Genomic DNA, 21,459 nt, shown 5'->3' on the forward strand with positions numbered 1-21,459 from the left:
GCGATTATTGCGCCTTTTGCGGTTGTTGTGCTTTCCAGGCTTTGAATTCAGTCCACTCGGCGCGACGTTCGGCCTGTTTTTTCTGGATGTCGTCGAAGCGCTTCTGCTGGTCAGGCTTGAGCAGGGCACGGATATCGCTCTGGGTTTTCTGCTCCTTGGCGCTGATCTGGTCCTTGAGCGCCTTCTGGTCAGCGGCCGGGAGTTTGCCCAGGTACTGCTCGACCAGTGCCTTGCGCTCGTGCATTTGCTCGCCCATCAGCTTGCCGATCTGTTGGCGCTGTTCGCGGCTCAGGTCCAGCTGGCTGTAAGGCATGTGGCCGCGATCGCCGCCGTGACGCGGGCCCATCTGGCCGCCTTCGGGCATGGCCATGGCAACGGTAGGCAGGGCTGCGGCGAACATCAGGGCGATTAGAGTCTTGCGCATGGTAAATCTCCTTTATCTCGATTCCGGTCAGTCCGGATGAGCACAGTCTAGGGAGATCAAGGTCAACGGCGGTCAAGCGAGGGTAAAGCTTGGGTAAAGAGGTGCTTGCGCCGACTTTACACTCACGGTGTTGTAGAGCACGCAGGCTAGAGGCTGTAGAAGTAACCACGGCTGCGCAGGGCGACAATGCGCGGGCGGCCATCGGGGTGCGGGCCGATCTTTTTGCGCAGATTGCTGACATGCATGTCGAGGCTGCGATCATAGAGGGTCAGCTTGCGGCCCAGGGCGATTTGCGCCAGTTCCTGCTTGTCCAGCGGTTCGCCGGGTTGGCGCAGCAGGGCTTCGAGCAGGCGGCTTTCGGAAATGGTCAGGGTGAATTCGTGCTCATCGATGCTGACCACGCCACGTGCCGGGCTGAAGACCAGGTCGCCCAGCTCGATCTGGCTGGCGACGGCGGCCGGGTGACTGCGCCGCAGTACGGCGCGCAGGCGTGCAGTCAATTCACGGGGGTCGCAGGGCTTGGCCAGATAATCGTCGGCACCCAGTTCCAGGCCGAGGATGCGGTCCAGCGGCTCGCCACGGGCCGAAAGCATCAGCACGGGCAGTTCCGGATGGTCCTGGCGCAGTTGCTTGAGCAATTCCAGGCCGCTGCCGTCGGGCAGCATCACATCCAGCACGACCGCCGCCGGCGGGGTGTCGGCCAACGCCTTGCGGGCGCTGGATCCGTCATGGCAGGCGCGAACCTGAAAGCCTTCCTGGCTTAGCCAACTGCTGAGCAGTTCGCACAATTCCTGGTCATCATCAATCAGTAACAGGTCGCTCATGACTCACTCAATTTAGCCATTGCCGACGTTGTTTACGTCCGCCACTGGCGAAGATACCGCACAGCAGTGCCAATAGCGCTACGCCGCCGCCGATGATGAACCATTGCTGCTGGTCCGTCAGCAGGCGCGGCACGGGGCTCGCCTGGGCTTCCTTGAGCTGCAGCTTGAGGCGCTGGTTTTCCTGGCGCAGCCGGCTGAGCTGGGCGCTTTCGCGTTCGGCATCGGCGGTTTGCATTTGTTTGCTCAACTCCTCGCGCACACGCTCGCTTTCCTTCAAGCGCTGTTGCAATTCGGTGATCTGGCTACCCGCGCTCAGGGAGAGCGGCGTTTCTTCGGCCTGGGCAGTGGCCCCGATCGATAACATAACCAACAGCAGACACAACGGACCTTGGCGCATCGGAACTCCTGATTCCAATCGATTGTTCTGCAGGTTATCGGCCGTCAAACGAGAATAATGAGCAACTGAAACGTCGCACCCCCGCGCAGTGGCGAGGGGGCGAGGTGAGCTTAGGGCAGGACTTGCTTGAACGGCTTGACCAGGACCCCGGCGTAGACGCCTGCCGCGACGTAGGGGTCCGCTTCGGCCCAGGCCTGGGCAGCGCTCAGGGAGTCGAATTCGGCAACGATCAGGCTCCCGGTAAAACCGGCGGCGCCGGGGTCATTGCTGTCGACTGCCGGGTGCGGACCGGCCAGCACGATACGGCCTTCGGCCTGCAACTGTTGCAGGCGCTCGATATGCGCCGGGCGTGCGGTCAGGCGTTTTTCCAGGGAGTTGGCAACGTCGGTGGCAATGATTGCGTAAAGCATGTCAGTCCTCGGTTTTCGGGGTGGTGGGGTCGGCGTCATGCAGGTGACGGGACAGGTACACGCCCTGGCCGACCAGGAAGAGTACGGTCATGCCCAGGCTACCGAAGACCTTGAAGTCGACCCAGATGCTCTGGAAGGTAAACGCGACGAACAGGTTGGCCGCACCGCAGAACAGGAAGAACACGATCCAGGCAATGTTCAGCCGGGTCCAGATCGGGTCTGGCAACGTCAGGGCGTGCCCCATGATGCGCTTGATCAGCAGGCGGTCGCCGATGAAATGGCTGCCGGCAAACGCCAGGGCGAACAGCCAGTTGACGACCGGGGCTTTCCATTTAAGGAAGGTTTCGCTGTGGAAGGCCAGGGTCAGGCTGCCGAAGACCAGGCACGCGATCAGGGTCAGCCACTGGCTTTTTTCCAGTTTGCGCTGGTTGATGAAGAGGATGCCGTAGACCACCACGGAACTGATGATCAGCATGGCCGTGGCGCTATAGATGCCGCCGACGGTGAGGCTGTGGCCGGCGATCTCCATGACCCGCGGTTCGATTTTATAGACGATGAAAAACAGCAGGAGCGGGATGAAATCGATGAATTGTTTCACAGTGGCAGCCAGAAGCAGGATGTGGCGGCATAATAACAAACATCAATGACAGCGAAAGGTAATAGTCTGCGTGGAAATCGACCTGCACTGCCATAGCACGGCCTCCGACGGCGCCCTTGCGCCCGCGGTACTGGTTGCGCGTGCCTACGAACACGGCGTGCGGGTACTGGCCCTGACCGATCACGATACCGTCGAGGGCCTGGAAGAGGCCCGTACCGCGGCCAATGCCCTGGGCGTGCGCCTGGTGAACGGGGTCGAGCTTTCGTGCACCTGGGGCGGCGCGACGATTCACGTCCTGGGCTACGGGTTCGACATCGAGGCCCCGGCGCTGGTCGAGGCCATCGCCAAGTTGCACGAGGGTCGCTGGCTGCGTGCCGAGGAAATCAGCCGCAAGCTGGCCCTCAAGGGCATGCCCGATGCGCTGGAAGGTGCGCGAGCGATCCAGCAGGAACTGGGCGACAGCGGCAACGCCCCCGCGCGTCCGCACTTTGCCGACTACCTGGTACGGGCCGGTTTCGTCAAAGACCGCGCCGAAGCGTTTCGCAAGTGGCTGGGTGCCGGCAAGCTGGGCGACGTCAAGCAGCATTGGCCGAGCCTCGAAGACACCGTGGCGACCCTGCGCGAGGCCGGGGCCTGGGTGAGTCTGGCGCACCCATGGCATTATGATTTCACGCGCAGCAAGCGCCGCCGCCTGATTGGCGACTATATTCAAGCGGGAGGCCACGCTATCGAGGTGGTCAACGGGCACCAGCCAGCCGAACAAGTGGGCAGTCTGGCGATTCTGGCCCGTGAGTTTGGCCTGCTGGTCACCGCCGGCAGTGACTTTCATGGCCCTGGAGGCTGGTCCGAGATCGGCGAATACCGTCCGTTACCCGAAGACCTGCCGCCGCTTTGGTGTCGCTTCGCACATGACCAGCCAACCGCATGCGTCTGAACAGGTAGAAAATGTGAGCCAATTTTTCCAGATTCATCCGGAAAACCCCCAGGCGCGCCTGATCAAGCAGGCGGTGGAGATCATCCGCAAGGGCGGGGTGGTGATTTACCCGACCGACTCGTCCTATGCCATCGGTTGCCAGATCGGCGACAAGAGCGCCATCGAGCGCGTGCGACGCTTGCGTCAGTTGGACGATAAGCACAACTTCGCGCTGATCTGCAGCGATCTGTCGCAGTTGGGCCTGTTTGCCAAGGTCGATACCGGTCTGTTTCGTCTGCTCAAGGCCCATACTCCGGGCCCTTATACCTTTATCCTCAACGCCACGCGGGAAGTCCCGCGGCTGTTGCTGCATCCCAAGCGCCGGACCATCGGCCTGCGGATTCCCAGCCATCCGATTGCCCTGGCCCTGCTTGCAGAACTGGGCGAGCCGCTGATGAGCGTGAGTCTGATCATGCCCGGCGACAGCGAGCCGCTGAGCGACCCCTATGAAATTCGCCAATTGCTCGAACACCATGTGGACCTGATCATCGACGGCGGTTTTGGCGGGATCAAGGCGTCCACGGTGATCAATCTGGCCGATGACGAGCCGCAAGTGGTGCGGGTCGGTTGTGGCGACCCGGCGCCCTTTATGGTCGAGGCCTAGATGTCCGCGGTCGAAACCGTCGACGAGCAGGCCGGCGCGCAACAGGAGCTGCCCTTTGCCCTGGTCTATGGGCAGGCCGTCACGCAGATGCCGGTGGACCTGTACATTCCGCCGGATGCCCTGGAAGTCTTTCTCGAAGCTTTCGAAGGGCCCCTCGACCTGCTGCTGTACCTGATCCGCAAGCAGAACATCGACATTCTCGATATCCCGGTGGCGGAAATTACCCGCCAGTACATGGGCTATGTCGAGTTGATGAAGACGGTGCGCCTGGAACTGGCCGCCGAATACCTGGTGATGGCCGCCATGCTCGCGGAGATCAAGTCGCGGATGTTGCTGCCGCGCTCGAGCACCGTCGAGGAAGAGGAAGAAGACCCCCGCGCCGAACTGATCCGGCGGCTGCAGGAGTACGAGCGTTTCAAGGCGGCTGCCGAAGGTATCGATGGCTTGAGTCGGGTTGGCCGCGACGTCCAGGTGCCCAAGCTCGACGCCCCCGAGGCGCGGGCCCGCAAGCTGTTGCCCGAAGTCAGCCTTGACGAGTTGCTGATGTCGATGGCCGAGGTGCTGCGCCGAGGCGATATGTTCGAGAGTCATCAAATCAGTCGCGAGCAACTGTCCACCCGTGAGCGCATGAGCGATGTGCTGGAGCGTCTCAAAGGTGGTGGCTTTGTGCCCTTTGTCGAGCTGTTTACGGCAGAGGAGGGGCGTTTGGGGGTCGTGGTGACCTTTATGGCGATTCTCGAACTGGTCAAGGAATCCCTGGTCGAGCTGGTGCAGAATGAGCCCTTTACTGCGATCCATGTGCGGGCGCGAGCCGAATAACGAGCCGAATCAATGAATCTGAACGAACCCCGCGAGCTGGCACCCCTGCTCGAAGCCTTTCTGCTGGCCAGCGGAAAGCCACAGTCGATGGAGCGCCTGTTCGAGCTCTTCGAGGAAGGCGAGCGCCCTGAGCCGGCGGTCTTCAAGAAAGCCCTGACGCTACTGGGCAAGTCCTGTGAAGGCCGTGCGTTCGAACTCAAGGAAGTGGCCTCGGGTTATCGCCTGCAGATTCGCGAGCGCTTTTCGCCCTGGGTCGGCCGACTCTGGGAAGAGCGCCCCCAGCGTTACTCCAGGGCCATGCTGGAGACCATGGCACTGATCGCCTATCGCCAGCCCATTACCCGGGGCGAGATCGAGGACGTGCGCGGTGTGGCGGTCAATAGCCATATCGTCAAGACCCTGCTGGAGCGCGAGTGGATCCGGGTGGTCGGTTACCGCGATGTGCCCGGCAAGCCGGCGATGTTTGCCACGACCAAGGGTTTTCTCGACCACTTCAATTTGAAGAACCTTGACGACCTGCCGCCACTGGCCGAATTGCGCGAGTTGGAGCCCGATCCAGTGCTCGATTTCGATGATGCGCCGGTCCCGGCCAGCCTGCAGGCCCTGGCCGATGCCAGTGGCGAGCCGGAAGAGGCGAAAGACGAAACCAGTTTCCATACCCTGTTGGTTGAATTGGATTCGATGGAGGAGGGGCTCAAGACCGATTTCGATGATTTGTTGCGCGAGGGCCCGTTCGCGGAAACGGTCGATAGGCTTTCGGAGCCGGAGCCGGAGCCGGAGCCGGAGCCGGAGCCGGAGCCAGAGTTAGAACCGGAACCTGAGCTTGAACCTGAACCTGAATCGGAGCTAGGCGCGCTATCCTACGCCGACGCACAGGCTACTTTTGACGAGGCCGCCCGGGCCCGGGCGCAGTTGCTGGCGGCCGTCGCGGCTCTGGATGCCGCCGCCAAGGAGCCCGAGCTCAGTGATGAAGAGGCCGAAGCGCAGGCCCTGGCTGAGGCCATCGAAAATGAGCGGCGCCTGCTGGACGACTGATCCGGTCGTTATCGGCAAAAAACCGAGGTCTGTATATGTCGAGCAAGGACCCCTGCATCAGCGTGTGCAAGTTTGCGGACGATATCTGCCTGGGCTGCGGGCGCAGCAAGCGCGAGATCAAGGCCTGGAAGAAACTCGACAAGGCGGACAAGCGTGCGGTATTGGCTGAAGCCGAGCTACGCCTGCTGCAACTGGCGGCCACCGGCCGGCGGAAAAAGCGCTGATCGCCCTGCCAGCGTCTAGTCTCTGATGCGTTCGTGCGCGCATGCGCGTATGATTCGCGACCCCTTGGCGATCCATTCGCCACAGGAACCGTTTTCAGACCCTCAGGCCATTGCCTGAATCGACACACCGGGAGGTGCCCAGATGAGTGACCACGATCAGAAAGACAGCCAGGAAATCGGCCCAGCAGGCGAAAAACTGCAGAAGGTTCTCGCCCGTATCGGCGTCGGCTCGCGCCGCGATGTCGAGTCCTGGATCAGCCAGGGCCGTATCAAGGTCAACGGCAAGGAGGCCACCTTGGGCCTGCGTGTCGACCTGCATGACGCCATTACCATTGATGGCAAGGTCATCAAGCGCGAAGAGGCAGCCGAATCGGTTCGCCGCGTGATCATGTACAACAAACCCGACGGCGAGATCTGCACCCGTGACGACCCAGAAGGCCGTCCGACCGTGTTCGACAAGCTGCCAAAGCCTAAAGAAGGGCGTTGGATCAATATCGGTCGTCTGGACATCAACACCACCGGGCTGCTGATGTTCACCACCGATGGTGAGCTGGCCAACCGCTTGATGCACCCTTCCTACGAGATGGATCGCGAGTACGCCGTGCGTGTACGCGGTGAAGTCGACGATGAAATGATCGAGCGGCTCAAAGCGGGCGTGGTGCTGGAAGACGGTCCGGCGCGCTTTACCGATATCCAGCAAGCACCCGGTGGCGAAGGCTTCAACCACTGGTACCACTGCGTGGTCATGGAAGGACGTAACCGTGAGGTGCGTCGTTTGTGGGAGTCCCAGGGCCTGGTGGTCAGCCGCCTGAAGCGCGTGCGTTTCGGTCCGGTATTCCTCAACTCCGACCTGCCGATGGGGCGCTGGCGCGAAATGAGCCAGTACGAAGTGGATATCCTCAGCGCCGAAGTGGGCCTGACGCCGGTCGCCATGCCCCAGCTCAATGCCAAGAGCAAAGACAAGCTGGAGCGTATGCAGCGTAAATCGTCGCGGCCAATGGCCCGTACCGAGCGCGTGCGGACCCTGCGTCCGGCCAACGGTGCCTCGGCTGACGCGCCGCGTCCAAGCCGCGAGCCGCGGGTAGAAGGCGAGCGTGGTTCGCGCAAGCCGGCGCCAGGCAAGGACGGCAGCCGTGCCCCGCGTACACCGCGCCCGGCCAATGGTCGCAGCGATTCGACGCGCGGCACGCCGGTCGCCGATCGCCCGGCCGATACAGCCAAGCGTCCGGCCAAGCCCAAGGCAACCCGTCCGGGTATTGTGCTGGTCGACAAGGACGCACCGTCGGGCAAGCGCCGTGGCGCCCCGGCCGGTGCGGGTCAACGCCCGGGCTTCGGACGGCGCAAGCCGGAGTAAGCTTCGCGGTACGCTCGTGACAAGAAACGCCAACCTGCGGGTTGGCGTTTTTTTTGGCCTGGCGTATGGCCGGCCTGGCAGGTGTGACTGACGAGATCAACGAATGGCGGCGGTCTGGAAGGAATTCTTTCCGCCTTGTAAGAAAATTTTTACATTGAAGTCAGTCAATTCGGCGTGATGAAGCGCCTTCGAGCGCGTGTAAAAAAATACTTCCAAAAAACCGGGTGCGCATCCCTGCCCGATGTCGCAGAAGGCTTGTTTTACGCCGCTTGCCGGGGTGTGATGGGGCCTGCCCGACGTGCCGGGCTGACAACAAAAAAGGAGGCGCAATGTACGCCGAAAGCTCTACCCCTCTCTTTTCCTCGCCCTCGTAACCGGGATCGAGCGCTTCGCCGTGTCTGGCCGTTGCTGGCCACAGGTGTACAATGCGCCGCGATTTGACTGTGACTCGAGTACGTATCCGCGTATTCCCGTGTCGGTCGCAGGCTGCAGTGTGATCTTCGCTTGCCTTCGGGCAACCCAGAGCCGGCGCCTGCGCCCCATGAATTCAAGGCTATCCGCCTTGTAAACTCCGTTGCGCCATAAGCGTGGCGGGTTCGATTTCGTCACGGACAAAAACAAGCAGGTGACGCATGATCCTTGAAACACCACTGTGCCCGCGCTGGGAGTTGATCGGCGCTCAAGAGCTGACAAGCACTGCCAGGTGCTTGAGCTGCGCCGCTGAACGAACATCTTCGAACCTTGCGTGAGACCCTTTCAATGAGTGGACCAACCTCCCATTCGGGCGAGCTTAAGCGCGGCCTGAAAAATCGCCATATCCAGTTGATCGCCCTTGGTGGCGCCATCGGTACCGGTCTTTTCCTCGGCTCGGCCGGGGTGCTGAAGTCGGCCGGCCCATCGATGATCCTCGGTTATGCCATCTGCGGCTTTATCGCGTTCATGATCATGCGCCAGTTGGGCGAGATGATTGTCGAGGAGCCGGTGGCCGGTTCCTTCAGCCACTTTGCCCATAAATACTGGGGCGGCTTTGCCGGTTTTCTGTCGGGTTGGAACTGCTGGATCCTGTATATCCTCGTGGGCATGTCCGAGCTGACGGCGGTCGGCAAGTACGTGCACTACTGGTGGCCGGAGATCCCGACCTGGGTATCGGCCGCCGCCTTTTTCGTCTTGATCAACGTGATCAACCTGGCCAACGTCAAGGTCTTCGGCGAGGCGGAGTTCTGGTTCGCGATCATCAAGGTCGTGGCCATTATCGGCATGATCGCCCTGGGCAGTTATCTGCTGGTCAGCGGTAGCGGCGGCCCGCAGGCGTCGGTGAGCAACCTGTGGGAGCACGGCGGATTCTTCCCCAATGGTGTCGGCGGCCTGGTCATGGCCATGGCAATCATCATGTTTTCCTTTGGCGGCCTGGAGATGCTCGGTTTCACCGCAGCCGAGGCCGACAAGCCGAAAACCGTGATCCCCAAGGCGATCAATCAGGTGATCTACCGCATCCTGATTTTCTATATCGGTGCCCTGGTGGTCCTGCTGTCCCTGACGCCATGGGACACCCTGCTGGTGACGCTCAATGCCTCCGGTGATGCCTACAGCGGTAGCCCGTTCGTTCAGGTCTTCGCGATCCTGGGCAGCAATACCGCGGCCCATGTGCTCAACTTTGTGGTCCTGACGGCGGCCCTGTCGGTCTACAACAGTGGCACCTACTGCAACAGCCGTATGCTGCTGGGCATGGCCGAGCAGGGTGATGCCCCGCGTGCACTGGCCAAGATCGACAAGCGTGGCGTGCCGGTCCGTTCGATCCTGGCATCGGCGGTGGTGACACTGATCGCGGTATTGCTCAACTTCCTGATGCCGCAACATGCCCTGGAGTTGCTGATGTCGCTGGTGGTCGCGACCCTGGTGATCAACTGGGCGATGATCAGTTTCTCGCACTTCAAGTTCCGCCAGCACCTGAACCGCACCGGGCAAACGCCGCTGTTCAAGGCGCTGTGGTACCCCTACGGCAACCTGATCTGCCTGGCGTTCGTGGTGTTTATCCTGGGCATCATGCTAATGATTCCGGGGATCCAGATCTCGGTCTACGCGATTCCGGTCTGGCTGGTGTTTATGTGGGTCTGCTATACCCTCAAGAACAAACGTAGCGCCCAACTCGCCCTGGCCAAATAGGTCACGGCGAATCCACAGAGAACCCGGCCTTGTGCCGGGTTTTCTGTTTTTACCCGGTGCTGACCGGCGTATCCTGTACGCCCCCGACAGTGGATCCCCTCAATGCTGGTGATTTCCAACAACGTGCACCTGCCCGATAGCGAGATCGAATTGACGGCCATCCGCGCCCAGGGCGCCGGTGGGCAGAACGTCAACAAGGTGTCGAGCGCCCTGCATTTGCGTTTCGATATCCAGGCTTCCTCGCTGCCGCCTTTTTATAAGGAGCGCCTGTTGGCCCTGCGCGACAGCCGGATCACCAGCGACGGGGTGGTGGTGATCAAGGCCCAGCAGTATCGCACCCAGGAGCAGAACCGCACGGATGCGCTACAGCGCTTGAGCGAGTTGATCATTGCCGCCGCCAAAGTCGAAAAGGCTCGACGTCCGACCAAGCCGACCTTGGGGTCGAAGAAGCGCCGGCTGGAGAGCAAGAGCAAGCGCGGCGATATCAAGGCCGGGCGCGGGCGGGTCGACTTCTAACCCTCGCGTAACTGCCGGTTGCGCGGTGCCTGGCGATACAGGTAGAGGGTCAGCAGCAGCCCGCAGAAGGCGGCGATCGCGGCAAAGAGAAAGATCGAGGCAAAGCCGAAACCGGCGGCAATGGCGCCGGCCAGGGGTCCGGTAATGCCCAGGGACAGGTCGATAAACAGCGAATAGGCGCCCACCGCAGCGCCTCGACTGGAAGCCGGGACCAGATTGACCGCCTCCACGCCCAGTGCGGGGAATACCAGGGAAAAGCCGAAGCCGCTGAGGGCTGCGCCGGCCAGTGCCAGTTCGGCCGTGGGTGCGAGCCATAACAGCAGCAGGCCGAGGGTTTCCACGGACAAGCAGACAATGGCCACGCGAAAGCCGCCCAGGCGGTTGATCAGGTTACCGAACAGCAACCGCGCGCCGATAAAACTGGCGCCGAACAGGCTCAGGCACAGTGCGGCGTTCGACCATTGCTGGGTGGCGTAGTACAGGGTGATAAAGGTGGCGATGGTGCCAAAGCCGATGGAACCCAGGGCCAGGCCGGTGCCGTGGGGCAGCACACGCCCAAGTACATGCATGAAGGGCAGGCGCTCGCCGGCGACAATCGGCGCGGCACGTTTTGGCCAGGCCAGCAGCAGGCCGACCAGCGCGAGCAACACAATGCTCACGCCCATGCTCCATAGGCCCAACTGGCCGACCATCCAGACACCGAGCGGTGCGCCAATGGCCAGAGCGCCATAGCTGGCGATGCCGTTCCAGGAAATCACCTTGGCGGTGTTCGGTGCGCCGACCCGGCCGATGCCCCAACTGATCGAGCCCGAGCCGACCAGACTTTCGGCGCTGCCCAGCACCAGGCGGCCCACCAGCAGGCAGATCAGGCTGGTCAGTGGCGTGGCCTGTAAGAAGCCGGCCGCCAGCATGAAAACCCCGCTCAGGCCGCAGCCGGCCAGGCCATACATTACCGCGCGCTTGCTGCCCAGGTTGTCGATGATCTTGCTGGCATACGGGCGACTGAGCAGCGTCGCCAGGTATTGCACGCTGATCACCAGGCCCGCGATCACGGCACCGAAGCCCAGTTGGCTATGCACGTAGCCGGGCAGGACGGCGAGCGGGATGCCGATATTCAGGTAGCCGATAAAGGTGAAGAGCACGATCGACACGACTTGCAGCGTGACGGCTGCGGGGCGCTGGGTTTCAGGCATGGGTAACACGGCCGCGAAGAAAGATAGGGGGCTTATGATAGCCGCGCTTGAGCAACGGCGGGAGGGTAACGACGCGTCAGGTCGAGGTGGCGGCAGTCAGTCTGCGGCGGGTGCCAGCAACTGCGTGGTGACCAGGGCGGCGAGGGCGTTTTCCTGGCTGCCAAAGCGTTCGAGCAAGAGGGCCTGCTTTTGCGGGCTGAGACGGTTCCAGATGTCGATCATTTTTTCGGCGGTGCCGATCAGAACGCTGGCCTGGGTCTGGCTGAAGGTGTCAGTCATGGGCTGTCCGGTTTTTGTCAGGCTATGGGAAAACGGCCATAACACGGCTTTCCCATGGCCTGATACGAGGCCTTCAGTCTTCGCTGTCGGCTGTTTGGCTGTCTGCGCTTTCGCTGGGTTCTGCCGGTTGTGCGCTGGCTTGTTGCGCGTTTGCCTGCTCTGTGGATTGCAGGTTCGGATAGGGGAAGTTGGGGATCTCGTGCATCGTCTTCGCTCCTCGCAAGGTCGTTTTTAAATAGCGGGTATGGCTCTGCGCTTTTAAAAAGCTTGGGCAGGATACAGCACTGCAAATGACAAACAGACTTTTTATCGCGCTTAGGGCTGTTGCCGGGCGGTTGGGGCCGCACGCGCCGCGTTGGGCACGCGTCGCGGTGCGGTCCTCCAGGCGCCGTGCCGCCAGCTAGCTGACGCAGACTTCAGCAATCGCCTTGGCCAGCAGGGGCAGGCGGCTGGCGTCGATACCGGCGATGTTCGCCCGGCCCGTTCCGACCATATAGACGCTATGGGTATCGCGCAGGCGCTGGACCTGACCCGGCGTGAGCCCGGTGTAGGAAAACATCCCGCGCTGCACACCGATATGGCTGAAATGCTCGGCCAGGCCAAAAGGCCCCAGGGCTTCGACCAGCCCCGTGCGCAGTTGGGCGATGCGCGCGCGCATGGCGTCGACTTCGCTCACCCACAAGGCGCGCAGATCGGCATCGCCAAGGATGGTCGCCACCACCGCGGCACCATGATCCGGTGGGTTGGACCATAGGTTGCGGGCAATCGAGGCCAGTTGGCTGCGGATATCCAGCAGCTTTTCATGCTCGGCCGCGCAGACGATCAGCGCCCCGGTGCGCTCGCGGTACAGACCGAAGTTCTTCGAGCAGGAACTGGTAATCAGCAGTTCCGGCAGTGTCGCGGCGAATAGCCGGACCGCCCAGGCATCCTGCTCCAGGCCATCGCCAAAGCCCTGGTAGGCAAAGTCGATCAGTGGCAGCAGCTCGCGCCGGCGGACAATGTCCAGGACCTTGAGCCAGTCGGCCTGGGCCAGATCGAAGCCGGTCGGGTTGTGGCAGCACGCGTGCAGCAGGACCACATCGCCCTGGGGTATCTGTTCGAGGGCAGCCAGCATGGCCTCGACATTCAGGCGATTGTCGCGTCCCACATAAGGGTAGTGACCGACCTTGAGGCCGGCGGCGGCAAAGATGCTTTCATGGATCGGCCAGGTTGGATCGCTGAGCCAGATGCCGCGACCGGGCAGGCACTGGGCAATAAAGTCGGCACTCAGGCGCAGGGCGCCGGTGCCGCCCGGGGTCTGGGTTGCACCAGCGCGACGGGCCGCGAGCGCCGGCGCGTCGTTGCCCAGCACCAGTTCGCTGAGCAAGGTGCCAAAGCGGCTGTCGCCGTGGCCGCCGATATAGGTTTTGGTGGGCTGCTGGTCGACCAGCAATTGCTCGGCCAGCTTGACCGCGCGCGGGATCGAGGTCAGGCCCTGGGCATCCTTGAAGACCCCGACCCCCAAATCGAACTTGTTCGGGTTGGGGTCCTGGGCGTAGGCCTCCATCAGGCCGAGGATCGGATCGCCCGGAACCCGGGTAATGGCTTGAAAATGCATCACTTGCGGCCTTCGGCAGTCTTGGCGACCTCGTCGGTACGCGCGGCCATGATGAAGTCGTTGCGGTGCAGACCCTTGATCGAGTGGCTCCACCAGGTCACGGTGACTTTGCCCCACTCGGTCAGCAGGCCTGGGTGATGGCCTTCGGCTTCGGAGATGTCGCCCACGGCATTGGTAAAGGCCAGGGCGGTTTTGAAATTCTTGAATAGGTAGCATTTTTCCAGCTGCATCACGCCGTCGCGCACCTCGATGTTCCAGTCCGGGATCTGCTTGAGCAGCACCGGCAGTTCTTCGTCGCTGACCTGGGGGGCGTCAGCGCGGCAGGCTTCGCAATGGGCTTGGTTCAATGTGTTCATAAAAAAGCTTCCGACAAGGTTCCAGGGACGTTCGAAAGCGGCGCTTCAGGCGGCTTTCGGTGGGAATTTCGGGCTGTGCAGGCCCAACTGCATACCGCGCTCGACCAGGCTCATGATGTCTTCATGGGCCAGGTCGAACAGCCGTTTCAGGTCCGGCAGGACAAAATACAACGGCTGCAGGATATCGATGCGATACGGTGTACGCATCGCTTCCAGTGGGTCGAAGGCCTGATGCTCCGGCTCCTGGCTGAGGCTGTACACCGTTTCCTTGGGTGAGGACAGAATGCCGCCACCGTAGATACGCCGGCCCTTTGGAGTATCCACCAGACCGAATTCGATGGTCATCCAATACAGGCGCGCGAGGTAGACCCGCTGCTCCTTGGTCGCACTCAGGCCGAGCTTGCCGTAGGTATGGGTGAATTCGGCGAACCAGGGGTTGGTCAGCAGCGGGCAGTGGCCAAAGATTTCATGAAAGATATCCGGCTCCTGCAGGTAGTCCAGCTCCTGTTCGGTGCGAATAAAAGTCGCGACCGGAAACTGCTTGTTGGCCAGCAGCTCGAAGAACGTCTGGAAAGGAATCAGTGCAGGCACTCGGGCGACTTGCCAACCGGTGGTAGCGCCCAGCACCTGGTTGATTTCGCCGAGTTGGGGAATGCGGTCGTGGGGCAGACCCAATTGCTCGATACCGTCCAGGTATTCCTGGCATGCGCGGTTCTCGATCACTTTCAATTGGCGAGTGATCAGGGTGTTCCATACCGCATGCTCGGCAGGCGGGTAGTCGATAAACCCCTGCGCGTCGGGCTCGCGGGCCACGTAGTGGGTCTTTTTCATGCTGCTCTCCTTTGGAGAAACTCGTTCTTGTTCTGCGCTGCAATGGCTTAAGTGATAACCCGAGGCGCACGCGGTTGCAGCTAGGTACTGGCACAAAAGGCCGGTGAAAGAGGTGGGTATTTGTAAATAAAACGTTACGCAAGGGCCGCTAAGGCGTGTTGATGGGGTTGTATATGACGCCGTTCGTAACATATTGTTTACGGAAATCTCTCGTCTGCACAAAAAAGTACCGACCACATTCCCCCTTTACCTGAGCACCAGGGCTTGCGAGCACGCTTGCTCCTAGAAGGTATTGGCAAGGTGTGTAGCGTCCGTTATCCCGGAATCCTTGCCATGCGCATCAAAGTTCTCTGCCAGAACCGTATCGGTATTCTTCGCGACATCCTCAATCTGCTGGTCGACTACGGGATCAACGTAGCGCGTGGCGAAGTGGGGGGCGATCAGGGCAATGCGATCTATCTACACTGCCCGAACCTGATCAACCTGCAGTTCCAGGCTCTACGGCCGAAGTTCGAAACCATCGCCGGCGTGTTTGGCGTTAAACGTGTCGGGCTGATGCCCAGCGAGCGTCGGCATATGGAACTCAATGCCTTGTTGGGGGCGCTGGAGTTCCCCGTGCTCTCCATCGATATGGGCGGCTCCATTGTTGCCGCCAACCGGGCTGCGGCCCAGTTGCTCGGGGTACGGGTCGACGAGGTGCCGGGTATCCCGTTGTCGCGCTATGCCGAGGGCTTCGACTTGCCGGAGCTGGTGCGGGCTAGCAAGTCGCGGATCAATGGTTTGCGGGTCAAGGTCAGGGGCGACGTATTTCTGGCGGATATTGCCCCACTGCAATCTGAACATGACGACAGCGAGGCGATGGCCGGCGCAGTGCTGACGCTGCATCGTGCCGACCGCGTGGGCGAGCGGATCTACAACGTGCGCAAGCAGGAGTTGCGCGGCTTCGACAGTATTTTCCAGAGTTCGCGGGTGATGGCCGCCGTGGTGCGCGAAGCCCGGCGGATGGCCCCGCTCGATGCGCCGCTGCTGATCGAAGGCGAAACCGGCACGGGCAAGGAACTGTTGGCGCGCGCCTGCCATCTGGCCAGCCCGCGTGGACAGTCGCCGTTGATGGCGCTCAATTGTGCCGGATTGCCCGAGTCCATGGCCGAAACCGAGTTGTTCGGCTATGGCCCGGGGGCGTTCGAGGGGGCTCGGGCGGAAGGCAAGTTGGGGCTGTTGGAGCTGACCGCAGGCGGCACCTTGTTTCTCGACGGTGTCGGGGAAATGAGCCCGCGCTTGCAGGTCAAGTTACTGCGCTTTCTGCAGGATGGCTGCTTTCGCCGGGTCGGCAGCGACGAGGAGGTGTATCTCGATGTGCGGGTGATCTGTGCGACCCAGGTCGATCTCTCCGAACTGTGTGCCCGTGGTGAGTTCCGCCAGGACCTGTATCACCGTCTCAATGTGCTGTCGCTGCATATTCCGCCGTTGCGCGAGTGCCTGGATGGGTTGGAGCCGCTGGTCGAGCACTTTCTCGACCAGGCCAGCCGGCAGATCGGTTGCCCTTTGCCCCAACTGGCCGGGGCGGCGCTGGAGCGGCTAAGGCATTACCACTGGCCGGGCAATGTGCGGCAACTGGAGAACGTGCTGTTCCAGGCGGTTTCCTTGTGTGACGGCGGGACGGTCAAGGTCGAGCACATCCGGCTGCCTGATTACGGCGTGCGCCAGCCGCTGGGGGAGTTCTCCCTGGAGGGCAGTCTGGAGAAGATTGTCGGGCGCTTCGAAAAGGCCGTGCTGGAGCGCTTGTACGCCGAGCACCCGAGCAGTCGGCAGTTGGGCAAGCGCCTGGGCGTCTCCCATACCACCATCGCCAATAAGCTACGCGAATACGAACTGGGCAAGAGCCAGGCGTAGCGCCAGTAAAACGGCCGGTCGGCCTTAGCAATTACCACTAGCCAGCGGCGACGGCGGGGACGCTTTTGCCGCAAGCGGCAGAAGTGCGCCGTTTTTTCGTCTTGCCTGCCTCCTCGATTCCTCTATGGCACCCAGAACCCCGCGTATTTGCTGGGCGCAAACGCGGTTCTCAAGAGTTGGTGCAGAAATTGCTACTGGCATTGCCAGCATAGCGTTGGGCGGCAAACGTCCGTCAGAAAGAGGAAGGAACGTGGACAAGTACCTGTATGTGGCAATGACCGGCGCCAGCCAGAATGCTCTGGCCCAGCGGGCTCATGCCAACAATCTGGCGAACATTTCCACCAATGGCTTTCAGCGTGACCTCGAGCAGGCGCGCTCGATGCCAGTGTTCGGCGACAGCTTTCCGGCGCGGGCCTTTGCCATGTCGGAGCGTCCGGCCACTGACTTCACTCCTGGCGCCATGGTCGAAACCGGCCGCGACCTCGATGTCGCCGTCGGCGGTGACGGTTGGCTGGCGGTACAGACTCCCGATGGCGGTGAGGCCTATGTGCGCACCGCGAGCATGAACGTCGACGCCCTGGGCATGCTCCGTGCCGGCAACGGCATGCCGATCATGGGCAATGGCGGGCCGATTGCCGTGCCGCCGGAGCAGAAGATCGAAGTTGGCCAGGACGGCACCATCAGTATTCGCGCGATGGGTGAAGGCCCGCGTGTCATGGCCGAGGTCGACCGCATCAAGTTGGTCAAGCCGGACCTGAAGAATATGACCAAGGGCCTCGACGGCATGATCCATACCAAGGACGGCCAGCCCGCCCCGGCCGATGCCAGTGTGCAGGTGGTCTCCGGTTTCCTGGAGGCCAGCAACGTCAATGCCGTGGAAGAAATGACCGCGGTACTGGCTTTGTCCAAGCAGTTCGAACTCCACATCAAGATGATGAACACCGCCAAAGAAGACGACCAGGCCATGGCTCGGGTCTTGCAGATCAGCTAATTACCAGCATCCAGCGCCGTAAAACAGGCGCTCGAGGAGAACAGAATGCTTCCGGCTCTATGGGTTGCCAAAACAGGCCTGTCTGCCCAGGACACTAACCTGACCGTTATTTCCAACAACCTGGCGAACGTCTCGACCACGGGTTTCAAACGTGATCGTGCCGAATTCCAGGACTTGCTGTACCAGATCAAACGCCAGCCTGGCGGTCAGTCGACCCAGGACAGCGAGCTGCCTTCGGGCCTGCAAGTGGGCACCGGGGTGCGCGTTGTCGGCACCCAGAAGAACTTCAGTGCCGGTAGTCTGCAGACCACCGAGCAGCCGTTGGACCTGGCCATCAACGGTCGCGGCTTCTTCCAGATCCTGCAGCCCGATGGCACGACGTCTTATACCCGTGACGGCACTTTCCATCTGAGCTCCGAAGGCCAGGTCGTGACGGCCAACGGCTACACCCTGGAGCCGGCGATTGTCGTGCCCAATGATGCGCAGACCTTTACCGTCGGCCAGGACGGCACGGTCTCCATTACCGTGGCCGGCAACCCGGCCGCCCAGATCATCGGCAATCTGCAAACCGTCGACTTCATCAATCCGGCGGGCCTGCAGGCTGCAGGCAACAACCTGTTCCTGGAAACCGCCGCCAGCGGCGCGCCGCAGATCGGCACCCCGGGCCTCAATGGTTTCGGAACCACGCTGCAGAACACCCTGGAAACGTCCAACGTCAGCACTGTGGAAGAGATGGTCAATATGATCACCACCCAGCGTGCCTACGAAATGAACTCCAAGGTGATCTCCACCGCCGACCAGATGCTCTCGTTCGTTACGCAGAATCTGTAATCAAGTCTATGGGGCGCTCTCTGGGGCGCCTGCAACACCGTGAGGTTAGGGTCATGAATCGGTTGTTTTCTGTTCTTGCACTGAGTGGGATTACCGTGCTCGCGGGCTGCGTTGCGCCGCCGCCCAAGCCCAATGACCCGTACTACGCGCCGGTGTTGCCGCGCACCCCGCTGCCCGCCGCGGCGAACAATGGTTCGATTTACCAGGCCGGCTTCGAACAGAACCTGTACAGCGACCGCAAGGCGTTCCGGGTCGGGGACATCATCACTATCACGCTCAACGAAAAAACCCAGGCCAGCAAGAACGCCAACTCGGCCATCGGCAAGAACAGCAATGCCAATATCGGCCTGACTTCCCTGTTCGGCGCCGGCGTCAATACCAACAACCCGCTGGGCAGTGGCGACCTGACCTTGGACGCCGGCTACAGTGGCTCGCGCGCGACCAAGGGCGATAGCAAGGCAGGGCAGGGCAATAGCCTGACCGGTTCGATCACCGTGACCGTGGCCGATGTGTTGCCCAACGGCATTATTGCCGTGCGGGGTGAGAAATGGATGACCCTCAATACCGGTGATGAACTGGTGCGTATCGCCGGGCTGGTGCGTGCCGACGATATCGCTACGGACAACACCGTCTCTTCGACCCGGGTCGCCGATGCGCGCATTACCTACTCCGGCACCGGCTCGTTTGCCGATGCGAGCCAGCCGGGCTGGTTCGACCGTTTCTTCCTCAGCCCGCTGTTCCCTTTCTAGGTGATTACGTTGAAATTCAAGCAGCTGATGGCGGCCGTGCTTCTGATGTCGACGGCCCTGGGCGCCCAGGCCGAGCGGTTGAAGGATATCGCCAGTATTTCCGGTGTACGTTCCAACCAATTGATCGGCTATGGCCTGGTGGTCGGGCTTAACGGCACGGGCGACCAGACGACGCAGACCCCGTTCACCCTGCAGACCTTCAACAATATGCTCTCGCAGTTCGGCATCAAGGTGCCGCCGGGTTCGGGCAACGTGCAGTTGAAGAACGTCGCGGCGGTGTCGATCAGCGCCGATCTGCCGGCTTTCGCCAAGCCTGGCCAGTTGGTGGATATCACCGTGTCGTCCATCGGTAACTCCAAGAGCCTGCGCGGCGGTACCTTGCTGCTCACACCGCTCAAGGGGATCGACGGCAACGTCTATGCCGTCGCCCAGGGCAACCTGGTGGTCGGCGGTTTCGATGCCGAGGGGCGCGATGGTTCCAAGATCACCGTCAACGTTCCGTCGGCCGGGCGGATTCCCGGTGGTGCCTCGGTTGAGCGAGCGGTGCCGAGTGGTTTCAACCAGGGCAATAGCCTGACCCTGAACCTCAATCGCTCCGACTTCACCACCGCCAAGCGCGTGGTCGATAAAATCAATGACCTGCTGGGTCCGGGCGTGGCCCAGGCCATCGATGGCGGTTCGATTCGCGTTACCGCGCCACTGGACCCGAGCCAGCGTGTCGACTATCTGTCGATCCTGGAGAACCTGGAGATCGATCCGGGTCAGGCCGTGGCCAAAGTCATCATCAATTCGCGGACCGGCACCATCGTGATCGGTCAGAACGTCAAGGTGTCGCCGGCAGCGGTGACCCACGGCAGCCTGACGGTGACCATTACCGAAGACCCGATCGTCAGCCAGCCGGGCCCGTTCTCCAATGGCCAGACCGCCGTGGTGCCGCGCTCGCGGGTCAATGCCGAGCAGGAAGCCAAGCCGATGTTCAAGTTCGGCCCTGGCACCACGCTCGACGAGATCGTGCGGGCGGTCAACCAGGTGGGGGCCGCGCCAGGCGACTTGATGGCGATTCTCGAAGCCCTGAAGCAGGCCGGCGCGTTGCAAGCCGACCTGATCGTGATCTGAGGCCAGCGCTATGGATATTCGTAAAAGTGGCCTGACCACCAGCGGCGACTCGGGGGCCTTTACCGACCTCAATCGGCTCAACAGCCTGAAGATCGGTGATCGCGACGGCGACGCCAATATGCGCAAGGTCGCCCAGGAATTCGAGTCGCTGTTTCTCAATGAAATGCTCAAGTCCATGCGCTCTGCCAACGAAGTGCTGGGCAAGGACAACCCGCTCAATACCCCGGCGGCCAAGCACTACCAGGAAATGTACGATCAGCAACTGGCGGTGACGATGTCGCGCCAGGGTGGCGGTATCGGCCTGGCCGATGTGTTGATGCGCCAGATGGCGAAAAACAAAGGCACGCCGGCTGACGGTTCCAGCCACAAGAGTGCGTTGCCGACCACCGATAGCGCCGTGAGCGGCGTTGCGGCGGTGACCGGTTCAGAACCTGGCACGCCGTTTGTGCGTGCCAATGGCCAGCGGCCATTGTGGGCGGCGCGGGTGGAAGCGCCGGTGGGGGCGGGCGAGGGTGCGCTGCATAACGACCGTGCGCTGCTCAATCAGCGGCGCTTGTCGCTGCCCAGCAAGCTGACGGATCGCCTGCTGGCCGGGATCGTTCCGTCGACCGATGGCAGCCAGGCTGCGCTCAAGGGCGCCACTGTGCCGGGTCGAGGTGCCGATAGCCTGGTCAAGGGTGACTGGCCGGCGGCACGCAGTTTTGCTGCCCCTGCCGGGCGGATGCAGATCTACGGCCGCGCCATGGCCCAGCCGCCGCTGGCGCCGGCCAAGCAGGCATTTGGTTCGCCGGACGAATTTGTCGCGACCATGCTGCCGATGGCCCAGCAGGCCGCCGACCGTATTGGCATCGATGCGCATTACCTGGTGGCCCAGGCCGCCCTGGAAACCGGTTGGGGCAAATCGGTCATGCGCCAGCAGGACGGCAGCAGCAGCCACAACCTGTTTGGCATCAAGGCCACGGGCAGTTGGCAGGGCGCCCAGGCCCGAGCGATTACCAGTGAGTTCAAGAATGGGCAGATGGTCAAGGAAACCGCGGACTTCCGTTCCTACGATTCCTACCAGGACAGCTTCCATGACTTGGTGACGCTGTTGCAGAGCAACAATCGCTATAAAGATGTACTGAAGTCGGCCGATAAACCGGAGCAGTTTGTACGCGAGTTGCAGAAAGCCGGTTATGCCACGGACCCGGATTACGCCAGCAAGATTTCGCAGATTGCCAAGCAAATGAAGAGTTACGAGAACTTCGCCGCGGCCAGCGTTACCACGAATTTATAAGGTCTG

Annotated in this window: 25 protein-coding genes; 14 read left to right on the forward strand and 11 right to left on the reverse strand. The window is 61.7% G+C overall.

Annotation, left to right across the window (positions count from 1 at the left end):
* Positions 1 to 4: 4 nt before the first annotated feature.
* The 5 genes from NPS46_RS24425 to NPS46_RS24445 all read right to left on the reverse strand — a co-directional run bounded on the left by NPS46_RS24425 (position 5) and on the right by NPS46_RS24445 (position 2,653).
* A complete protein-coding gene (locus NPS46_RS24425; RefSeq protein ID WP_274111812.1) occupies positions 5 to 424 on the reverse strand; it encodes a Spy/CpxP family protein refolding chaperone in 420 nt (139 codons plus the stop codon).
* Positions 425 to 570: 146 nt separating this feature from the next.
* Positions 571 to 1,248, reverse strand: a complete 678-nt coding sequence (locus NPS46_RS24430; RefSeq protein ID WP_274111814.1) for a response regulator transcription factor — start codon at positions 1,246 to 1,248, stop codon at positions 571 to 573.
* Positions 1,249 to 1,255: 7 nt separating this feature from the next.
* Positions 1,256 to 1,645, reverse strand: a complete 390-nt coding sequence (locus NPS46_RS24435) for a translation initiation factor 2 (protein ID WP_274111815.1) — start codon at positions 1,643 to 1,645, stop codon at positions 1,256 to 1,258.
* Between the two features lie 110 nt (positions 1,646 to 1,755).
* Complete coding sequence (locus tag NPS46_RS24440) at positions 1,756 to 2,055, reverse strand: YciI family protein (RefSeq protein WP_274111816.1); 300 nt, start codon at positions 2,053 to 2,055, stop codon at positions 1,756 to 1,758.
* Between the two features lies 1 nt (position 2,056).
* The gene (locus NPS46_RS24445; RefSeq protein WP_274111817.1) at positions 2,057 to 2,653 is read right to left on the reverse strand and encodes a septation protein A; all 597 of its coding nucleotides are present in this window, start codon (positions 2,651 to 2,653) and stop codon (positions 2,057 to 2,059) included.
* Between the two features lie 70 nt (positions 2,654 to 2,723).
* Between NPS46_RS24445 and NPS46_RS24450 the strand changes: the two genes are divergently transcribed.
* The 8 genes from NPS46_RS24450 to arfB all read left to right on the forward strand — a co-directional run bounded on the left by NPS46_RS24450 (position 2,724) and on the right by arfB (position 10,341).
* The gene (locus NPS46_RS24450) at positions 2,724 to 3,587 is read left to right on the forward strand and encodes a PHP domain-containing protein (protein WP_274111818.1); all 864 of its coding nucleotides are present in this window, start codon (positions 2,724 to 2,726) and stop codon (positions 3,585 to 3,587) included.
* 13 nt (positions 3,588 to 3,600) lie between these two features.
* Complete coding sequence (locus NPS46_RS24455; RefSeq protein WP_274111819.1) at positions 3,601 to 4,230, forward strand: L-threonylcarbamoyladenylate synthase; 630 nt, start codon at positions 3,601 to 3,603, stop codon at positions 4,228 to 4,230.
* Positions 4,231 to 4,350: 120 nt separating this feature from the next.
* Positions 4,351 to 5,049: a segregation and condensation protein A gene (locus NPS46_RS24460; protein ID WP_274111861.1), complete on the forward strand. Its 699-nt coding sequence runs from the start codon at positions 4,351 to 4,353 to the stop codon at positions 5,047 to 5,049.
* Between the two features lie 12 nt (positions 5,050 to 5,061).
* Positions 5,062 to 6,084, forward strand: a complete 1,023-nt coding sequence (gene scpB / locus NPS46_RS24465) for an SMC-Scp complex subunit ScpB (RefSeq protein ID WP_274111820.1) — start codon at positions 5,062 to 5,064, stop codon at positions 6,082 to 6,084.
* A gap of 35 nt (positions 6,085 to 6,119) precedes the next feature.
* Positions 6,120 to 6,308, forward strand: a complete 189-nt coding sequence (locus tag NPS46_RS24470; protein ID WP_274111822.1) for a DUF1289 domain-containing protein — start codon at positions 6,120 to 6,122, stop codon at positions 6,306 to 6,308.
* A gap of 142 nt (positions 6,309 to 6,450) precedes the next feature.
* On the forward strand, positions 6,451 to 7,662 hold the full coding sequence (rluB, locus tag NPS46_RS24475; RefSeq protein WP_274111824.1) for a 23S rRNA pseudouridine(2605) synthase RluB: 1,212 nt from the start codon (positions 6,451 to 6,453) through the stop codon (positions 7,660 to 7,662).
* A gap of 759 nt (positions 7,663 to 8,421) precedes the next feature.
* Positions 8,422 to 9,825 carry an amino acid permease gene (locus NPS46_RS24480; protein WP_274111826.1) on the forward strand — a complete coding sequence of 468 codons (1,404 nt, stop codon included), beginning with the start codon at positions 8,422 to 8,424 and terminating at the stop codon, positions 9,823 to 9,825.
* Between the two features lie 102 nt (positions 9,826 to 9,927).
* On the forward strand, positions 9,928 to 10,341 hold the full coding sequence (gene arfB, locus NPS46_RS24485; protein ID WP_274111828.1) for an alternative ribosome rescue aminoacyl-tRNA hydrolase ArfB: 414 nt from the start codon (positions 9,928 to 9,930) through the stop codon (positions 10,339 to 10,341).
* Here arfB and NPS46_RS24490 read toward each other — a convergent pair.
* From NPS46_RS24490 to phhA, 6 genes are all read right to left on the reverse strand, one after another.
* Positions 10,338 to 11,534, reverse strand: coding sequence for an MFS transporter (locus NPS46_RS24490; protein WP_274111830.1), 1,197 nt, complete (start codon positions 11,532 to 11,534; stop codon positions 10,338 to 10,340). The two genes, arfB and NPS46_RS24490, sit on opposite strands and share 4 nt — an antisense overlap.
* A 96-nt stretch (positions 11,535 to 11,630) precedes the next feature.
* Entirely contained in the window at positions 11,631 to 11,813 is a 183-nt protein-coding gene (locus NPS46_RS24495; protein WP_274111832.1) for a hypothetical protein, read from the reverse strand.
* A gap of 73 nt (positions 11,814 to 11,886) precedes the next feature.
* A complete protein-coding gene (locus NPS46_RS24500; protein ID WP_274111834.1) occupies positions 11,887 to 12,018 on the reverse strand; it encodes a hypothetical protein in 132 nt (43 codons plus the stop codon).
* Between the two features lie 195 nt (positions 12,019 to 12,213).
* A complete protein-coding gene (locus tag NPS46_RS24505; RefSeq protein WP_274111836.1) occupies positions 12,214 to 13,410 on the reverse strand; it encodes an amino acid aminotransferase in 1,197 nt (398 codons plus the stop codon).
* A complete protein-coding gene (locus NPS46_RS24510) occupies positions 13,410 to 13,766 on the reverse strand; it encodes a 4a-hydroxytetrahydrobiopterin dehydratase (protein WP_274111838.1) in 357 nt (118 codons plus the stop codon). Before NPS46_RS24510 ends, NPS46_RS24505 begins: the two co-directional genes overlap by 1 nt.
* A 45-nt stretch (positions 13,767 to 13,811) precedes the next feature.
* On the reverse strand, positions 13,812 to 14,597 hold the full coding sequence (gene phhA / locus NPS46_RS24515) for a phenylalanine 4-monooxygenase (RefSeq protein ID WP_274111840.1): 786 nt from the start codon (positions 14,595 to 14,597) through the stop codon (positions 13,812 to 13,814).
* Positions 14,598 to 14,930: 333 nt separating this feature from the next.
* On the opposite strand from phhA, the gene NPS46_RS24520 reads away from it, so the two are divergent.
* From NPS46_RS24520 to flgJ, 6 genes are all read left to right on the forward strand, one after another.
* The gene (locus NPS46_RS24520) at positions 14,931 to 16,490 is read left to right on the forward strand and encodes a sigma-54-dependent transcriptional regulator (RefSeq protein ID WP_274111842.1); all 1,560 of its coding nucleotides are present in this window, start codon (positions 14,931 to 14,933) and stop codon (positions 16,488 to 16,490) included.
* A gap of 250 nt (positions 16,491 to 16,740) precedes the next feature.
* Complete coding sequence (locus NPS46_RS24525; RefSeq protein WP_274111844.1) at positions 16,741 to 17,481, forward strand: flagellar basal body rod protein FlgF; 741 nt, start codon at positions 16,741 to 16,743, stop codon at positions 17,479 to 17,481.
* Between the two features lie 45 nt (positions 17,482 to 17,526).
* A complete protein-coding gene (flgG, locus tag NPS46_RS24530) occupies positions 17,527 to 18,312 on the forward strand; it encodes a flagellar basal-body rod protein FlgG (protein ID WP_274111846.1) in 786 nt (261 codons plus the stop codon).
* Between the two features lie 53 nt (positions 18,313 to 18,365).
* Positions 18,366 to 19,061 carry a flagellar basal body L-ring protein FlgH gene (flgH, locus tag NPS46_RS24535; RefSeq protein ID WP_274111848.1) on the forward strand — a complete coding sequence of 232 codons (696 nt, stop codon included), beginning with the start codon at positions 18,366 to 18,368 and terminating at the stop codon, positions 19,059 to 19,061.
* Between the two features lie 27 nt (positions 19,062 to 19,088).
* A complete protein-coding gene (locus NPS46_RS24540; protein ID WP_274111862.1) occupies positions 19,089 to 20,177 on the forward strand; it encodes a flagellar basal body P-ring protein FlgI in 1,089 nt (362 codons plus the stop codon).
* Between the two features lie 10 nt (positions 20,178 to 20,187).
* On the forward strand, positions 20,188 to 21,453 hold the full coding sequence (gene flgJ / locus NPS46_RS24545) for a flagellar assembly peptidoglycan hydrolase FlgJ (RefSeq protein ID WP_274111850.1): 1,266 nt from the start codon (positions 20,188 to 20,190) through the stop codon (positions 21,451 to 21,453).
* Positions 21,454 to 21,459 lie beyond the last annotated feature (6 nt).

Source organism: Pseudomonas putida, from assembly GCF_028682395.1.
Lineage (GTDB): Bacteria > Pseudomonadota > Gammaproteobacteria > Pseudomonadales > Pseudomonadaceae > Aquipseudomonas > Aquipseudomonas putida_AB.

Coding starts and splice junctions, on each gene's coding strand:
- NPS46_RS24425 (WP_274111812.1), bottom strand. CDS start 424: ATGCGCAAGACTCTAATCGCCCTGATGTTCGCCGCAGCCCTGCCTACC.
- NPS46_RS24430 (WP_274111814.1), bottom strand. CDS start 1,248: ATGAGCGACCTGTTACTGATTGATGATGACCAGGAATTGTGCGAACTG.
- NPS46_RS24435 (WP_274111815.1), bottom strand. CDS start 1,645: ATGCGCCAAGGTCCGTTGTGTCTGCTGTTGGTTATGTTATCGATCGGG.
- NPS46_RS24440 (WP_274111816.1), bottom strand. CDS start 2,055: ATGCTTTACGCAATCATTGCCACCGACGTTGCCAACTCCCTGGAAAAA.
- scpB (WP_274111820.1), top strand. CDS start 5,062: ATGAATCTGAACGAACCCCGCGAGCTGGCACCCCTGCTCGAAGCCTTT.
- NPS46_RS24470 (WP_274111822.1), top strand. CDS start 6,120: ATGTCGAGCAAGGACCCCTGCATCAGCGTGTGCAAGTTTGCGGACGAT.
- rluB (WP_274111824.1), top strand. CDS start 6,451: ATGAGTGACCACGATCAGAAAGACAGCCAGGAAATCGGCCCAGCAGGC.
- NPS46_RS24480 (WP_274111826.1), top strand. CDS start 8,422: ATGAGTGGACCAACCTCCCATTCGGGCGAGCTTAAGCGCGGCCTGAAA.
- arfB (WP_274111828.1), top strand. CDS start 9,928: ATGCTGGTGATTTCCAACAACGTGCACCTGCCCGATAGCGAGATCGAA.
- NPS46_RS24490 (WP_274111830.1), bottom strand. CDS start 11,534: ATGCCTGAAACCCAGCGCCCCGCAGCCGTCACGCTGCAAGTCGTGTCG.
- NPS46_RS24495 (WP_274111832.1), bottom strand. CDS start 11,813: ATGACTGACACCTTCAGCCAGACCCAGGCCAGCGTTCTGATCGGCACC.
- NPS46_RS24500 (WP_274111834.1), bottom strand. CDS start 12,018: ATGCACGAGATCCCCAACTTCCCCTATCCGAACCTGCAATCCACAGAG.
- NPS46_RS24505 (WP_274111836.1), bottom strand. CDS start 13,410: ATGCATTTTCAAGCCATTACCCGGGTTCCGGGCGATCCGATCCTCGGC.
- NPS46_RS24510 (WP_274111838.1), bottom strand. CDS start 13,766: ATGAACACATTGAACCAAGCCCATTGCGAAGCCTGCCGCGCTGACGCC.
- phhA (WP_274111840.1), bottom strand. CDS start 14,597: ATGAAAAAGACCCACTACGTGGCCCGCGAGCCCGACGCGCAGGGGTTT.
- NPS46_RS24520 (WP_274111842.1), top strand. CDS start 14,931: ATGCGCATCAAAGTTCTCTGCCAGAACCGTATCGGTATTCTTCGCGAC.
- flgG (WP_274111846.1), top strand. CDS start 17,527: ATGCTTCCGGCTCTATGGGTTGCCAAAACAGGCCTGTCTGCCCAGGAC.
- flgH (WP_274111848.1), top strand. CDS start 18,366: ATGAATCGGTTGTTTTCTGTTCTTGCACTGAGTGGGATTACCGTGCTC.
- NPS46_RS24540 (WP_274111862.1), top strand. CDS start 19,089: ATGGCGGCCGTGCTTCTGATGTCGACGGCCCTGGGCGCCCAGGCCGAG.
- flgJ (WP_274111850.1), top strand. CDS start 20,188: ATGGATATTCGTAAAAGTGGCCTGACCACCAGCGGCGACTCGGGGGCC.